Raw genomic sequence first — 15,514 nt, 5'->3', positions numbered from 1 at the left:
GGACAACAGAGCCCTCCTAGGAGTCCCTTTATGAAGACGATCGACGAACTTCTCGCCGAAGGCGTGGACGGCAAGCGGGTCTTCGTCCGCGCCGACCTCAACGTGCCGCTGGCCGACGGCCTCATCACCGACGACGGCCGTATCCGCGCCGTCCTGCCCACCATCAAGGCCCTCGCCGAAGCGGGCGCCAAGGTGGTCGTCGCCTCGCACCTGGGCCGCCCCAAGGGCGCCCCGTACCCGGCGTTCTCCCTGCTGCAGCCCGCCGAGCGCCTCGGTGAACTGCTCGGCGCCCCCGTGGCGTTCGCCCAGGACACCGTCGGCCCCGCCGCCCACGACGCCGTGAACGGCCTCCAGCCCGGCCAGGTCGCCGTGATCGAGAACCTGCGCTTCAACCCGGGCGAGACGTCCAAGGACGACACCGAGCGCGGCGAGTTCGCCGACCAGCTCGCCGCCCTGGCCGACGTCTACGTAGGTGACGGTTTCGGTGCCGTGCACCGCAAGCACGCCTCCGTGTACGACCTCCCGGCGCGCCTTCCGCACTACGCGGGCTACCTCATCGCCACCGAGGTCAACGTCCTGAAGAAGCTCACCGAGGACGTCAAGCGCCCCTACGTCGTCGCGCTCGGCGGCGCCAAGGTCTCCGACAAGCTCGCCGTCATCGACCAGCTGCTCGGCAAGGCCGACCGTCTGCTCATCGGCGGCGGCATGGCGTACACCTTCCTCAAGGCCAAGGGGTACGAGGTCGGCATCTCCCTCCTTCAGGAGGACCAGGTTCCGGCCGTCAAGGAGTACATGGACCGCGCGGAGAAGAACGGCGTCGAGCTGGTCCTCCCCGTCGACGTGCTGGTGGCTCCGGAGTTCCCGGACCTGAAGACCAAAGCCCCGGCCAACCCCACCACCGTCGCCGCGGACGCCATCCCGGCCGACCAGGAGGGCCTGGACATCGGTCCGGAGACCCGCAAGCTGTACGCCTCGAAGCTCGCCGACGCGGCCACCGTCTTCTGGAACGGTCCGATGGGCGTCTTCGAGCACCCCGACTACGCCGAGGGCACCAAGGCGGTCGCCCAGGCCCTCGTCGAATCCCCGGCCTTCACGGTCGTCGGCGGTGGCGACTCCGCCGCGGCCGTCCGCATCCTGGGCTTCGACGAGAAGGCATTCGGTCACATCTCGACCGGTGGCGGCGCCTCCCTCGAATACCTCGAGGGCAAGACGCTCCCCGGCCTCGCCGCACTGGAGGACTGACCCCGCATGACGACCCGTATGCCGCTGATGGCGGGCAACTGGAAGATGAACCTCAACCACCTCGAGGCCATCGCGCACGTCCAGAAGCTCGCCTTCGCCCTGGCCGACAAGGACTACGAGGCCTGTGAGGTCGCCGTCCTGCCGCCCTTCACCGACCTGCGCTCCGTACAGACCCTGGTCGACGGCGACAAGCTCAAGATCAAGTACGGCGCTCAGGACCTCTCGGCGCAGGACTCCGGTGCCTACACCGGCGAGATCTCGGGCCCGATGCTGTCCAAGCTGAAGTGCACGTACGTGGCGATCGGCCACTCCGAGCGCCGGCAGTACCACAACGAGACCGACGAGATCGTCAACGCCAAGATCAAGGCCGCCTTCAAGCACGGCCTGACCCCGATCCTGTGCGTCGGCGAGGAGCTGGACATCCGGGAGGCGGGCAACCACGTCCCGCACACGCTCTCCCAGGTCGACGGCGGTCTCAAAGACGTCCCGGCCGAGCAGGCCGAGTCGATCGTGATCGCGTACGAGCCGGTCTGGGCCATCGGCACCGGCAAGGTCTGCGGCTCCGACGACGCCCAGGAGGTCTGCGCGGCGATCCGCGCCCGGCTGGCCGAGCTGTACTCCCAGGAGGTGGCCGACCAGGTCCGCATCCAGTACGGCGGCTCGGTGAAGTCGGGCAATGTCGCGGAGATCATGGCGAAGCCCGACATCGACGGCGCCCTGGTCGGCGGCGCCTCCCTGGACGCCGACGAGTTCGTCAAGATCGTCCGCTTCCGCGACCAGTAAGTATGCGCTAGCGGCGATTCGTCGTACCCTTGCGGGGGTCGCGGCCTTCGGAGTGGGCTTGAGATGCTCACCCAGTAGGCTTCGGCCCCCGTCGTCCATTCAGTTCCGAGGAAGTTGGTCCAGCCGTGGTTTTGGGGTTCTCGATCGCCCTGATCGTCTTCAGCCTGCTGCTGATGCTGCTGGTGCTGATGCACAAGGGGAAGGGCGGCGGCCTCTCCGACATGTTCGGTGGCGGCATGCAGTCGTCCGTCGGTGGCTCCTCGGTCGCCGAGCGCAACCTCGACCGCATCACCGTGGTGATCGGTCTGCTCTGGTTCGCGTCCATTGTCGTGCTCGGCATCCTGATGAAGGTCAACAACTGATCACCGACCGGCATCGGTACAGCAGCACAACTGCACATTACGCAAGCACAATCCGCACGTAAGGCCCCATGTCCGGTACGCGCCCCCAGGCGCGGCCTATCATGGGGCTTGCGTCTAGGGGCCGGGGTGTAACTCCAATCACTGGACGCGCGTTGGGCCTTACGTAGACTGAGGCGCTCGCAGCGAAGCGTCACGCCGACTCGCTTCGCGGCACCATCACGCAGGGAGTTACGACCGTGGCAAGTGGCAACGCGATCCGAGGAAGCCGGGTCGGGGCGGGGCCGATGGGCGAGGCCGAGCGCGGCGAGTCCGCGCCGCGGCTGCGCATCTCCTTCTGGTGCTCCAACGGGCACGAGACGGTGCCCAGCTTCGCCAGCGACGCGCAGGTTCCCGAGACCTGGGACTGCCCGCGCTGCGGCTTTCCCGCCGGACAGGACCAGGACAACCCGCCGGACCCGCCGCGCACCGAGCCGTACAAGACGCACCTCGCGTACGTACGGGAGCGGCGCAGCGACGCGGACGGCGAGGCCATCCTCGCCGAGGCGCTCGCCAAACTGCGGGGCGAAATCTAGGAGTTGAGAACCGGCCGGGCACCGAGGTGCCTGGCCGGACGTGTTTCGCACGCCGGGTCGCGCACGGGCGCCGCCGGGGCGGGCCGCCGTGCCGACCCGGTCGCGGAGCGTCCGCGGCGTCGTCGCGAGCCGATTGTCAGTGGTGCCCTCTACGGTTCTTGAAGTGGCGGAACCAGAGGGGGCCTTGTGACGACGGTCGAGGCGGCGGGGGTGCGGGCACCGGCGTGGCGCGGGGGATTCGGGCGGCTGTGGAGCGCGGCGGTGGTCTCGCGCTTCGGGGACGCCCTGCGCACCGCCGCGCTGCCGCTGCTCGCCGTGCGGCTCACGGACGATCCGCTCGTCATCGCCTCCGTCACGGCCTGCGGCTACCTCCCCTGGCTCCTCTTCGGGCTGCTGGGCGGCGCGGTCGCGGACCGGGTGGACCAGCGGCGGGCGATGTGGGCCGTCGACACCGTACGCGGCGGGCTGGTGGCCTGCTTCGCCCTCGCCGTCGGGCTCGGCCATGCCACGATCGGCCTGCTGATCGCGCTCGCCTTCGCCCTGACCACCCTCCAGACGCTGTTCGACAACGCGTCCACGGCCCTGCTGCCCTCCCTGGTCGGCAAAGAGACCCTGGGCAGTGCCAATGCCAGGCTGATGACCGGCCAGCAGCTCGCCGGCGGCTTCCTGGCCGGGCCCTTCGTGCCGCTGCTGCTCACCCTCGGGGCCGCCGCGCCGTTCGCGGCCGACGCGGCCACCTATCTGCTGGCCGCGGCGCTCGTGGCCTCCCTGCGGATCCGGGCGCCCGAGCGGGAGCCCCGGCCCGCCGGGAGCACCCTGCGGGCGGAGGTGGCCGAGGGAGTGCGGACCCTGTGGCACGACAGGGTGCTGCGCGCGGTCTGCACGGCCACACTGCTGTGCAACATCGGCATGGGCGCCCTGATCGCCACGCTGGTCCTGCACGTGACCGGCTGGCTGCATGCGGGAAACGCGGGCTTCGCGGCCGCGATGACGGCCTACTCGGCCGGATCCCTGGCCGGGGGAGTGCCGGCCCAGTGGATCGCGCGCCGGATCGGGCGGGTACGGAGCCTGTTCCTGTGCGGATGCGTCCAGACGGCGGCCCTGGTACTCCTCGGCACCGTCCGCCACCTGGGTGCACTCCTCGCGGGCATGGCACTGCTCGGACTGATGGGCATGGTGTGGAACGTCAACCAGGTCACGCTGATGCAGCAGCGCAGCCCGGCGGCCATGGTGGGCCGCGTCAGCTCCGCGTTCCGCACCGCCTCCACCTCCGGGGCCCCGGTCGGCGCCATGCTCGGCGGCGCCGTGGCGGGTGCCTACGGGCTGAACGGACCCGCGCTGTTCGCGGCCGTCCTCTTCGGGCTCGCCGTCACCTCGCTGATACCCGCGCATCTGCCGGACGTATCTGTTGTTGAGCCGGACGACGGCGCGACGACAGCTCACGTCAAGCCCTGATCAATTAGGTTGGGACCGGCAGTGGGGCGAGGCAAGCAGCAGCACACGCAGGAAAGAAGGCGGAAGCCAGAGATGAACGCAGACAGCCGTGCCAGGCTCAACCAGACGCCCGAGTGGACCGCTCTGGCCAAGCACCGCGAGGAGCTCGCGGAGACCCATCTGCGGGACCTGTTCGCAACCGACCCCGGGCGCGGAACCGGGTACACGCTCCAGGTCGGCGATCTGCACGTCGACTACTCCAAGCACCTGGTCACCGACGAGACGGTGCGGCTGCTGCGCGAGCTGGCAGCGGCGACCGACGTCTTCGGGCTGCGGGACGCCATGTTCCGCGGCGAGAAGATCAACGTCACCGAGAACCGGGCCGTGCTCCACGTGGCGCTGCGCGCCCCGCGCGACGCGGTGATCGAGGTCGACGGGGAGAACGTCGTCCCGGCCGTGCACGCCGTGCTCGACAAGATGGCCGGCTTCGCCGAGCGGGTCCGCTCCGGCGAGTGGACCGGCCACACCGGCAAGCGCATCAAGAACGTCGTGAACATCGGCATCGGCGGCTCCGACCTCGGCCCGGCGATGGCGTACGAGGTGCTGCGCTCCTTCACCGACCGCGACCTCACGGTCCGCTTCGTGTCGAACGTGGACGGCGCCGACCTGCACGAGGCCGTCCGCGACCTCGACCCGGCCGAGACGCTGTTCATCATCGCCTCGAAGACGTTCACCACCATCGAGACGATCACCAACGCGACCTCCGCGCGCAACTGGCTGCTGACCGAGCTGAAGGCCGACCAGGATGCCGTGGCCAAGCACTTCGTGGCGCTGTCCACCAACGCCGAGAAGGTCGCCGACTTCGGCATCGACACCGCCAACATGTTCGAGTTCTGGGACTGGGTCGGCGGACGGTACTCGTACGACTCCGCGATCGGTCTGTCCCTGATGATCGCGATCGGGCCGGACCGCTTCCGGGAGATGCTCGACGGGTTCCACCTCGTCGACGAGCACTTCCGCACTGCGCCCGCCGAGTCCAATGTGCCGCTGCTGATGGGCCTGTTGGGTATCTGGTACGGCAACTTCCACAACGCCCAGTCGCACGCCGTACTGCCGTACTCGCACTACCTGTCCAAGTTCACGGCGTATCTGCAGCAGCTGGACATGGAGTCCAACGGCAAGTCCGTGGAGCGCGACGGGCACGACGTGGAGTGGGAGACCGGCCCGGTCGTGTGGGGGACGCCCGGCACCAACGGGCAGCACGCCTACTACCAGCTCATCCACCAGGGCACGAAGCTGATCCCGGCGGACTTCATCGGTTTCGCCGAGCCGGTCGCCGATCTGCTGCCGGGCCTGGTCGCCCAGCACGACCTGCTGATGGCGAACTTCTTCGCGCAGACCCAGGCTCTCGCCTTCGGCAAGACGCCGGACGAGGTGCGCGCCGAAGGTGTGGCCGAGGAACTGGTCCCGCACAAGACGTTCAAGGGCAATCACCCGACGACGACGATCCTCGCGAGGAAGCTGTCGCCCTCGGTGCTCGGCCAGTTGGTCGCCCTCTACGAGCACAAGGTGTTCGTCCAGGGCGCGGTCTGGAACATCGACTCCTTCGACCAGTGGGGTGTCGAGCTCGGCAAGGTCCTCGCCAAGCGGGTCGAACCCGCGCTGACCGAGGGTGCGGACGTGCCGGGCCTGGACGAGTCGACGAAGGCGCTCGTCGCGAAGTACCGGGAGCTGCGCGGCCGGTAGGCGCGGACGCGCGTGGGTCACGGAAAGCGGGCGGTGGGAGTCCGCCCGCTTCCCGTAGACTCCCGGGCGATCATGTGGATGAAGGCTCGGGGGAGCGGAAGTTGACTGGTTCGCGGGGGAGTTGGACGGGTGGCACGCTGACGGCGAGGTCGTTTCTGAAGCCGAAGCGGGTCGCGGAGGCGGTGTTCCATCCGGCGTGGATCCCGGAGGCGGTCGATCCGGGGGTGGAGCGGCTCAAGCGGGTACGGGTCATCGCCGGGGCGGTCGCGGCGGTCGGTGTCTACACCTTCGTGCAAGGCGGGTTCGCCTTCACGGAAATGCTGCAGAACATGCTGACGGCGTCCGCCGTGCTGCTGTTCATCACGCCGTTGACCGTCGGGGTGATGCTCTTCGTCTGGCGGCGCACCGGGACGGTCCGGCAGCTGCGGGTGCCGCTCGGCAACTCGTTCAAGCTGCTGCTGGCCTTCGTCGGGTCCATCGTCCTGACCGTGCTGATGTGGTGGCTCGCCGCCGGGGTCGGAGGGTTCGCCCTGGTGCTGGGGCTGGTGGCGATCTGGCTGACCGGGTTCGTCGGCTCGGGTGCGGTGAAGGTGTCCGGAAACTTCTTCGGTACGGCCGCGGTGCATCGCTGTCTGCCGCCGTTGCTCGCCACCGTGACGACGTGGCTGATGGCCCTTCCGGACCTCGCCACGGGGGATCTGCACGGGCTCAGTCTCGGGATGGGGGTTGTCTTCATTCTGGGGGCGCCGGTGACGGTCACGGGGATCGCCGCGCTGGAGATGTACCGGTTGCGGAGGCGGCACGGGATACGCCTGGGGGCGCATCCGGCCACACTGCCTCCGCCTGTCCCGTCGGCTCCGCCTGTCCCGCCGTACGGGTACCTGCCGCCGCAGGGCAACCCGTACGGTCCGGGTCCGGCGTACACGTACAACCAGGGCAACCCCTATGCGCCGGGGCAGCGGAACCCGTACAACCAGGGACCGCGGAACCCCTACAACCAAGGACCGGGGAACCCGTACAACCAAGGACCGCAGAACCCGTACCACCAGCAGAACCCGCACGGGTTCTGACGGCGCTCGGGTCCCGGGCTCAGGCCACCGCGCTCAGTGTGTCCGCGAGCCGTCGTCGGGCGGCGCGGCCCGCGGGGAGCGCGGCGAGGGCGGCGGCGCCCAGGACCGCGGCCAGACCGAACAGGGACAGCAGGAGGAGGGACGGCCCCCGGGCGATACCGGCGCCGATCCCACTCGACTTCCCCTGGACGTCGATCAGCCAGTGCGCCAGAGGCAGCCCCAGCGCCGTACCCGCGAGGACCGCTGCCAGCGCGGTGCAGGCGGTGGCCGTGACGGTGACCGCCGTGATCTGCCGCGGGGACAGCCCGATGGCCTTGAGCGCCAGCAGATCCCGTTCGCCCTCGCGCACGGTGCCGCCGACCGCGGTCAGCAGTTCGATGAGCCCGATGAGGGCCAGTACGGCGATCAGCCCGACGACGACGCCGCGCAGCGGCGAGAGACCGTCGGCCGGGTTGGTCACGGCGTGCACGTCCAGGTGCCCGTGCCCGGCCGCGGTCAGCTCGGCGGCGACCCTGCCCGGGTCGGCGCCGGGGCGCAACTGGAGCTGGTAGAGGGTCGGGCGGAGCTCCGGGTCGTTCTCGCGCAGGGTGTCGAGCGAGGTGGAGATGACGCGTCCGCCGTTCTCCGGCTCGATGCTGCGGCCGACGATGTGCAGGATCTGCGGGCGCGCGCCGACGGTCATCCGCACCCAGTCCCCGACGCGCACGTCCAGCAGGTCGAGCAGCCCCTGACCGGCCACCGCCTCGTCGGGCCCGCGGGCCGGGCGGCCCTCGGCCAGCGAGAACGGATACGGATCCCGGTGCGTACCGAGCCCGCGCAATGCGATCGTCGCCGTCTGGCCCGGAACCAGAGCGGCCACCTCGGCGCCCGGGTGCACGGCGGTGACCTGTGCGTTCCGGGCGAGCAGTGCGCGGGCCGCCGGATCTCCGAGGCCCTCGTCCGGGTGCGCCGTGAGCGCGGCCGCGAGGCCGATCCGCTCGGGTTCGCTGTGGAAGCGGTCGATGGTGGTCCAGGCGCTCAGCGCGACCACGATCAGCAGCAGTGGCAGGGCGAGCCGGGCGACCGTGGCCAGCGAGCGCGGCCGCCGCGGGAAGGCCTGGTGCCAGCCGAGCACGAGGGCGGGGGGCAGCCGCAGTCCGAGCGCCCGGCGGGCCACGCCCGACAGGCGACCGGCCGGAGGTGCCGCGGCCCGCAGCACCGGCACGGGGGGCACCCGGCCCGCCCGCCACGCGGCGATCCCGGTCGTCGCGCCGATGAAGAGCACCGCGGCCACCGGTACCGCCAACAGGGCCGCGGTGTGCCCGGGCAGTCCCTGCCAGACGCCCAGGGCGTCACCGAGGCGGCCGGGGATCCTGCTCCCCAGCGCCTGGGTGAGCGCGGCGGCGACCAGGGCGCCCAGCGACGCGTACACGACGTGCTGGATCAGGAAGATGCGCACCACCTGGCCGGGCGTGAACCCGATCGCCTTCAGGATCGAGATGTCCCGCAGGTGGCCGCGGATACGGGTGCCGATCGCGCCGTACACGGCGAGCGCGGCGGCGAGGAGCGCGCCGAGGCCGAACAGGCCGAGCACCTGCCCCAGCAGCCGGTTGTCGCCCTGGGCCTCGGCGCGGGCCTGCTGCCAGTTCGACACCTGGGTGACCGCGCCGGAGCCGAGCGTCGTCACCGCGCGCTGCACGGCGTAGTCCGTGTCGCCGGGATCGGTCAGGCGCAGACCGATGATCTGACCCGTACGTCCGTCCGCGCCCCGCACCGCGGAGGGCAGCGCCCAGACGACCCCCGACCGCTCGCCGGGGCGGTAGCGCGGCTCGGCGCTGTCGGTCACGCCCAGGACGGTCAGGGTGCGTGCGGTGCCGGGCACGGTGAGGGTGTCCCCGGGCTCGGCCCACAGCGCACGGGCGAGACTTTCCTCCAGGACGACTCCGTCGGGCCGGGCCTGGTCGAGCCAGTGACCGGAGACGAGCAGCGGCCGACCGGTGGCCGGCGGCTCGACGGCGCCGCGCAGCTCGACGGAGGCACGGGTGCCGCGGGACTCGACGGTGGCGGACGCGGTGCTGTACGGGCCCGCCACGGACTCGACGCCGTCCAGCCGGGCGAGCCGCCCGGCGTCGGCGGACGCGCCGGTGTGGATCCACACATGGGCGCCGTGCGACTGTGTGAAGACGCGCTGCCAGGGGTTCGTCGCGTATCCGAAGAGTGCCGCGGCGAGCAGCAGCGAGGTGACGATTCCCGCGGTGGCGAGCACGATGAACAGCGCCTCGCCCCGATGCGTGCGCAGATCGGCATGCGCCCAGCGCAGAGTGGCCCGCACGCCGCTCAGTCCCTCAGTTCCAGCACGCCGGATATCCCGGCGCCGCGTGACGGCGTGCCGTCGAGTTCCGCGTCGTCGGCGATGCGGCCGTCGAAGAAGCTGATCACGCGGTCCGCGGCGCTGGCGAGCCGGGCGTCGTGGGTGACGAGCACGATGGTCTGACCGCGCTGGTGGAAGCGGGACAGCAGCCGCATCACCTCGCGGGTGCCCTTGCTGTCCAGGCTGCCCGCGGGTTCGTCGGCCAGCAGCAGGGACGGATGGTTGACCAGCGCCCGGGCCAGGGCGACGCGCTGCTGTTCGCCGCCGGACAGCTCACCGGGCATGCTTCGTCCCTTGCCCGCCAGGCCCAGCTCGGACAGCAGCCGCTCGCGCTCGGCGCGCGCCTGCTTGGGGGAGACCCCGGCGAGCAGGGCGGGCAGCTCCACGTTGTCGGCGACCGACAGGTTGGAGACCAGGTTGAAGAACTGGAAGACGATGCCGATGCGCCGTCGCCGCTCCACCGCCCAGCGCGCCTCGCTGTACGCGTCCGTGCATTCGGCGTCCAGCCAGACGCTGCCGGAGTCGGGCCGCTGGAGGCCGCCGAGCAGATGCAGCAGCGTCGACTTGCCGGCGCCGGACGGCCCGGTGACGGCGACGAACTCGCCCTGGCGCACGGCAAGATCCACTCCACGCACGGCATACGCCGGGGCGCCCTCGCCGTAGTGGGTCTTGACCAGGCCCTCGGCGCGCAGCAAGGGAGCCTGACCCTCGGCGCGCGGCACAGGAGCGGTGTGGCTCATTCCAGCTCCTCCAGTTCCTCCTGGCAGCGCTCCAGCCAGTCCAGATCGGCCTGCAGGTGCAGCATGGCGCCCTCGATCAGCAGCTGGGAGATGCGGTTGTCCCGGTCCTCGGCCGCGGCGAGCTTCGACAGGTTGCGCATGGTGTTCAGATACTGCCGCCGCTGCCTGTTGATCAGGGCGATCTGGTCGGCCAGGCCGGTCGTGGGGGCGAGCGCGAGTTTCATGAAGAACTCGTCCCGTACCCGGGGCTCGTCCGCCGTCTCCTGGTACCAGGCCTGCAGCGCCTCGCGCCCGGTGTCGGTGAGGTGGTAGATCTTCTTGTTGGGGCGGCTCGACTGCTCGACTTCCTCGCCCTCGATCAGTCCCGTCTTCTCGAGGCGGCCGAGCGTGACGTAGATCTGGCCGACGTTGGGCTGAGGGTACGCGGAGCCCAGCAGTTGCTCAAGGTCCTGCTTGAGCTCGTACCCGTGGGCCGGGCCTCGCGCCAGCAGGGCCAGGAGGGGCAGCCGCACCCGTGCTCTCCTCCCCGCGTCCTTGTCGTGTGCCGCAGACCGATGTCATACCGATGTCAGGCCGTTGCCCGGTCGATGCGGCCGGAGGCCAATGTGTGGCAGGCCCTAGTATCGCCCATACCTAACAGGTATACATGGCCACTGACGCCGGGCGAAGGTGCCCGACGCCGGTGTACAGGGAGGAACCTATGCGGTGGATACGTGCCGCCGGTAGGGGCCTCCTGGTCGCGGCGGTGGTCCTGACCGGTTACGTCACCTCCGGCACCCCCGCCGACGGGGCGCACGGCGGCGGTCGCGGCCCGCTCACCCTGGCGACCGCGGGGGACCTCACCGGCTATCTGGGGCCACTGCTCGAAGGGTGGAACCGTACCCACCCCGGCGAGCGGGTCACCCTCGTCGAACTCCCGGACTCCGCCGACGAGACGCACGCGCAGATGACGACCGACCTGCGCGGCGGTGGCAGAAGCCGCTTCGACGTCCTCAACATCGACGTCGCCTGGACCTCGGAGTTCGCCGCCGCGGGCTGGATCTCCCCGCTGGACCGCGGCCGCTTCCCGCTCCGCAGCTTCCTGCCGCCGGTCGTGGACACGGCGACGTACGACGGAAGGCTGTACGCGGTCCCCTACGTCACCAACGCGGGACTCCTCCTGTACCGCAAGGACGTCCTCGCCAAGGAGGGCGTCGCGCCGCCGCGGACCTGGGCCGAGCTGGCGCGACAGGCGAGGACCATCGCCCCGAAGTACGGACTCGACGGCTACGCCGGCCAGTTCCTGCCCTACGAGGGCCTCACCGTGAACGCGGCGGAGGCGGTCTACTCGGCGGGCGGCACGATCCTCGGCGACGAGGGCGAGCGCGTCACCGTGAACTCCGAGGCGGCCCGCGAGGGCATCGGGTTCCTCGCCGACGGCGTGCGCGACGGCTGGATCGCGAAGAAGGCGCTGACGTACAAGGAAGAGGAGTCCAAACAGGCCTTCCAGGACGGCCACCTCCTCTTTCTGCGCAACTGGCCCTACGCCTACGTCGGTGCTTCCGGCAAGGGATCGGCGGTCGCCGGGAAGGTCGGCGCGGTCCCCCTGCCCGGACCCGACGGACCGGGCACGAGCGTGCTGGGCGGCTCCAACCTGGCCGTCAACACCCATGCGCGGCACCCCGATTCGGCCGCGCGCCTGATCGCGTACCTCACGACCGAGCGGGCGCAGCGCCAGGTCCTCACCAAGGGTGCGCTGCCGCCCGTACGGGCGGCGCTGTACCAGGACCCGGAGCTGATCCGGGCGTTCCCCTATCTGCCCACGCTGCGCGCCAGCGTCCTCGCGGCCGCCCCGCGCCCCAAGAGCCCGCGCTACGACCAGGTCAGCCTGGTCGTCCAGGCCGTGGTCCACGATGCGATGACGGGGCACGAGACGCCGTCCGCGGCGGTACGGCGGCTGGCGCGCGAGCTGGCGGCCATCCCCAGCCGCTAGCACCCCGGCGGTGCCTTGTGGGCAACCTGCTAGTTACTTGTTAGGTAACGGGAGCATCCCATCTCCGGGTTTTGTGCCCGAAAAGTCTGCATATAACTGACCAACTCCCCGGTCGATGCCGGGTTGATGCTGCCTACTCGTTGACACCCGTGTGACACGCCTACTTAACATGCATGCATAACCACAGGCACGCACAGACAGGTCCAACGGGTGACCCTCAACACGCACCGCTGGTGGCGCGACGCAGTGATCTACCAGGTGTACGTCCGCAGCTTCCTGGACAGCACCGGTGACGGCATCGGCGATCTCGCCGGGGTTCGCGCGGGCATGCCGTACCTCAAGAAGCTCGGTGTCGACGGCATCTGGCTGAGCCCCTTCTACCCCTCGCCGCAGCACGACCACGGCTACGACGTCGCCGACTACTGCGACGTGGACCCGCTCTTCGGCGACCTCGCCGAGTTCGACCTGCTGATGACCGACGCCCGACGCCTCGGCATCAAGGTGCTCCTGGACATCGTCCCCAACCACTGCTCCAGTGAGCACCCGTGGTTCCGTGCCGCGCTCGCGGCGGAGCCGGGCAGCGCGGCCCGCGCCCGCTTCCACTTCGCCGACGGACGCGGCCCGGACGGCGCCGAGCCGCCCAACAACTGGCACGCCATGTTCGGCGGACCGGCCTGGTCCCGCGTCACCGAGGCGGACGGCAACCCCGGCCAGTGGTACCTGCACATGTTCACCTCCGAGCAGCCCGACCTGAACTGGCGCAACCCCGAGGTCGGCACGCACTTCGACCACGTGCTGCGGTTCTGGCTCGACCGGGGCGTCGACGGCTTCCGCATCGACGTCGCCGCCGGCCTCTTCAAGCACCCCGACCTGCCGGACTCACCCGACCCGGAGGCCGACGCCCGCACCCGCGACTCGGTCAACCCGCTCGCCTGGAACCGGCCCGAGGTGCACGACGTGTGGCGCCACTGGCGGTCCGTCTGCGAGGAGTACACCGGGCGCGACGGCCGCGACCGGCTGCTGGTCGGCGAGGTCTCGGTACCGACGGCCCGCGAACACGCCCAGTACGTACGCCCCGACGAGCTCCACCAGGCCTTCTTCTTCGACCTGCTCAGCGCGCCCTGGAACGCCGACGCCTTCCGCAAGGTCATCTCCGAGGCCATGCAGGACATCGCCGGCACCGGATCGACGGTCACCTGGGTCCTCAACAACCACGACCAGGTCCGCACCGTCACCCGCTACGGCGAGCTCGGCACCGAGGGCAGCGGCCTCGGGACGGCCCGTGCCCGCGCCGCCGCACTGCTGATGCTGGCGCTGCCCGGAGCCGCGTACATCTACCAGGGCGAGGAGCTCGGGCTGCCCGAGGTCGTCGACCTGCCCGACGACGTGCTGACCGACCCGATCTTCCGCCGCACGGGAAGCCGCGCCCGTATCCGCGACGGCTGCCGGGTGCCGCTGCCCTGGTCCGGGCACGCCTCGCCGTTCGGTTTCACCTCGGGCGCGGAGAGCGCCAAGCCGTGGCTGCCGCAGCCCGCCTACTTCGCCGAGTACGCCACCGACCGCGCGCTCGCCGACACCCGCTCCTTCTGGCACCTGTACCGCGACGGGCTCCAGCTGCGCGCCGGACTTCCGCAGTTGGGCGAGGGCGCGCTGCGCTGGCTTCCGGCGCCGCCCGGCGTCCTCGCCTTCGTCCGCGGCGACGGCCTGGTGTGCGCCGTCAACTTCGGTACGGCCCCCACACCCGCGCCGGTCTCCGGCACCCCCTTGCTGTCCAGCGGCCCCTGTCCGGCCGGCGTGCTGCCCGGCTCGACGGCCGCCTGGTGGATCAGCGACAGCACGAATCCCTGACCGTCCCCTCCTCCGCCTTCCGTTCCTCTGGTTTCCGTCAATTCCCCTGCCCTGAAAGGGACATCAACGATGATGCGACGACGTACGACCCTGCTCGCGAGCTGCACCGCCCTCGCCCTGGCCCTCGGCGCCACCGCCTGCGGAGGCGGGCCCGTGGCCGCCGGAGGCGGCGGTAAGTCGCTCAGCGGCCAGACGATCACCGTGGCCGGTGTCTGGTCCGGCAGCGAGCAGAAGAACTTCCAGAAGGTCCTGGACGCCTTCACCGCGAAGACGGGCGCCAAGACCCAGTTCGTCTCCACCGGCGACAACGTCTCCACGGTCGTCGGCAGCAAGATCGAGGGCGGCAACGCCCCCGACGTGGTGATGGTCCCGCAGGTCGGCGTCCTCCAGCAGTTCGCGAAGGAGGGCTGGCTCAAGCCGCTCTCCAAGACCACCGAACAGTCCGTCGACACCAATTACGCGAGCGTCTGGAAGAAGTACGGCAGCGTCGGCGACACCCTGTACGGCCTGTACTTCAAGGCCGCCCACAAGTCGACCGTCTGGTACAGCCCCGACGCGCTCGCCCAGGCGGGTGTCAAGCCGCCGACCACGTACGACGCCATGCTGAAGGCCGGACACACCGTCTCCGACTCGGGCCTCGCCGCCTTCTCCGTCGCCGGACAGGACGGCTGGACCCTCACCGACTGGTTCGAGAACATCTACCTCTCCCAGGCGGGACCGGAGAAGTACGACGCCCTGGCCGCCCACCGGCTGAAGTGGACCGACCCGACCGTGGTCGATGCGCTCACCACCCTCGGCAAGCTCTTCAAGGACAAGCAACTGATCGCCGGCGGCCAGAAGGGGGCCCTGAACACGGACTTCCCCGGCTCCGTCGAGAAGGTCTTCGGACCCAAGCCCGAGGCGGGCATGGTCTACGAGGGCGACTTCGTCGCCGGGGTCGCCAAGGACCAGTTCGGCAAGAAGATCGGCCAGGACGCGAACTTCTTCCCCTTCCCCGCGGTCGACGGCGGCAAGGCGCCCGTGGTCAGCGGCGGCGACGCGGCCGTGGTCCTCAAGGACGGCAAGAACCAGAAGGCCGCCATGACGTTCCTGGAGTACCTGGCGACCCCCGAAGCGGCCGCCGTCTGGGCCGGGGCGGGCGGCTTCCTCTCCCCGAACAAGAAGCTCGACCTCGCCTCCTACAGCGACGACATCGCCCGCGAGACCGCCAAGTCCCTGGTCGCCGCCGGGGATTCGGTCCGCTTCGACATGTCCGACCAGGCCCCCGCCGCGTTCGGCGGCACCAAGGGCGCCGGCGAGTGGAAGATCCTCCAGGACTTCCTCCGTGACCCCTCGGACCCGAAGGCGACCGCGGCCGACCTGGAGAAGGCCGCGGCCAAGGCGTACCAGGGCTGA

General features: G+C 70.6%; 13 protein-coding genes. 10 read left to right on the top strand and 3 right to left on the bottom strand.

The features are described 5' to 3' along the window. The first annotated feature begins 30 nt into the window (after positions 1-30). The 7 genes from FNV62_RS15440 (at position 31) to FNV62_RS15410 (ending at position 7,209) form a co-directional block, all read left to right on the top strand. Positions 31-1,242, top strand: a complete 1,212-nt coding sequence (locus FNV62_RS15440) for a phosphoglycerate kinase (RefSeq protein WP_143612997.1) — start codon at positions 31-33, stop codon at positions 1,240-1,242. Between the two features lie 6 nt (positions 1,243-1,248). Continuing rightward, on the top strand, positions 1,249-2,025 hold the full coding sequence (gene tpiA, locus FNV62_RS15435) for a triose-phosphate isomerase (RefSeq protein ID WP_054235922.1): 777 nt from the start codon (positions 1,249-1,251) through the stop codon (positions 2,023-2,025). 125 nt (positions 2,026-2,150) lie between these two features. Continuing rightward, positions 2,151-2,387 (top strand): preprotein translocase subunit SecG, encoded by a 237-nt coding sequence (gene secG / locus FNV62_RS15430; protein ID WP_006373292.1) that lies wholly within the window; start codon positions 2,151-2,153, stop codon positions 2,385-2,387. Positions 2,388-2,623: 236 nt separating this feature from the next. Then, positions 2,624-2,959: an RNA polymerase-binding protein RbpA gene (locus tag FNV62_RS15425; protein ID WP_075026247.1), complete on the top strand. Its 336-nt coding sequence runs from the start codon at positions 2,624-2,626 to the stop codon at positions 2,957-2,959. Positions 2,960-3,145: 186 nt separating this feature from the next. Next, positions 3,146-4,414, top strand: coding sequence for an MFS transporter (locus FNV62_RS15420; protein ID WP_143607778.1), 1,269 nt, complete (start codon positions 3,146-3,148; stop codon positions 4,412-4,414). Between the two features lie 72 nt (positions 4,415-4,486). Beyond that, on the top strand, positions 4,487-6,139 hold the full coding sequence (gene pgi / locus FNV62_RS15415) for a glucose-6-phosphate isomerase (RefSeq protein WP_143601307.1): 1,653 nt from the start codon (positions 4,487-4,489) through the stop codon (positions 6,137-6,139). A gap of 101 nt (positions 6,140-6,240) precedes the next feature. Beyond that, complete coding sequence (locus tag FNV62_RS15410; RefSeq protein WP_097284202.1) at positions 6,241-7,209, top strand: hypothetical protein; 969 nt, start codon at positions 6,241-6,243, stop codon at positions 7,207-7,209. Positions 7,210-7,228: 19 nt separating this feature from the next. Here FNV62_RS15410 and FNV62_RS15405 read toward each other — a convergent pair whose 3' ends face one another. From FNV62_RS15405 to FNV62_RS15395, 3 genes are read right to left on the bottom strand one after another with little or no spacing between them, the layout of a single operon-like run. After that, positions 7,229-9,520 carry an FtsX-like permease family protein gene (locus FNV62_RS15405; protein ID WP_143607777.1) on the bottom strand — a complete coding sequence of 764 codons (2,292 nt, stop codon included), beginning with the start codon at positions 9,518-9,520 and terminating at the stop codon, positions 7,229-7,231. A 5-nt stretch (positions 9,521-9,525) separates the two neighbouring features. Continuing rightward, a complete protein-coding gene (locus tag FNV62_RS15400) occupies positions 9,526-10,299 on the bottom strand; it encodes an ABC transporter ATP-binding protein (protein ID WP_097284200.1) in 774 nt (257 codons plus the stop codon). Continuing rightward, complete coding sequence (locus FNV62_RS15395; RefSeq protein WP_060898347.1) at positions 10,296-10,811, bottom strand: PadR family transcriptional regulator; 516 nt, start codon at positions 10,809-10,811, stop codon at positions 10,296-10,298. Before FNV62_RS15395 ends, FNV62_RS15400 begins: the two co-directional genes overlap by 4 nt. A 188-nt stretch (positions 10,812-10,999) precedes the next feature. On the opposite strand from FNV62_RS15395, the gene FNV62_RS15390 reads away from it, so the two are divergent. From FNV62_RS15390 to FNV62_RS15380, 3 genes are all read left to right on the top strand, one after another. Then, a complete protein-coding gene (locus FNV62_RS15390; protein WP_097284199.1) occupies positions 11,000-12,271 on the top strand; it encodes an ABC transporter substrate-binding protein in 1,272 nt (423 codons plus the stop codon). A gap of 210 nt (positions 12,272-12,481) precedes the next feature. Beyond that, positions 12,482-14,119 carry a glycoside hydrolase family 13 protein gene (locus FNV62_RS15385; protein ID WP_143601304.1) on the top strand — a complete coding sequence of 546 codons (1,638 nt, stop codon included), beginning with the start codon at positions 12,482-12,484 and terminating at the stop codon, positions 14,117-14,119. Between the two features lie 69 nt (positions 14,120-14,188). Then, positions 14,189-15,514: an ABC transporter substrate-binding protein gene (locus tag FNV62_RS15380; protein WP_143601303.1), complete on the top strand. Its 1,326-nt coding sequence runs from the start codon at positions 14,189-14,191 to the stop codon at positions 15,512-15,514.

The sequence above is a fragment of the Streptomyces sp. RLB3-17 genome (assembly GCF_007113425.2).
GTDB lineage: Bacteria > Actinomycetota > Actinomycetes > Streptomycetales > Streptomycetaceae > Streptomyces > Streptomyces mirabilis_D.
This window is presented reverse-complemented; position numbering and strand designations above follow the sequence as displayed.

Bases quoted from the DNA above. Each gene is read 5' to 3' on its own strand.
- FNV62_RS15380 (WP_143601303.1), top strand. From the start codon at position 14,189: ATGATGCGACGACGTACGACCCTGCTCGCGAGCTGCACCGCCCTCGCC.
- pgi (WP_143601307.1), top strand. From the start codon at position 4,487: ATGAACGCAGACAGCCGTGCCAGGCTCAACCAGACGCCCGAGTGGACC.
- FNV62_RS15440 (WP_143612997.1), top strand. From the start codon at position 31: ATGAAGACGATCGACGAACTTCTCGCCGAAGGCGTGGACGGCAAGCGG.
- tpiA (WP_054235922.1), top strand. From the start codon at position 1,249: ATGACGACCCGTATGCCGCTGATGGCGGGCAACTGGAAGATGAACCTC.
- FNV62_RS15400 (WP_097284200.1), bottom strand. From the start codon at position 10,299: ATGAGCCACACCGCTCCTGTGCCGCGCGCCGAGGGTCAGGCTCCCTTG.
- FNV62_RS15390 (WP_097284199.1), top strand. From the start codon at position 11,000: ATGCGGTGGATACGTGCCGCCGGTAGGGGCCTCCTGGTCGCGGCGGTG.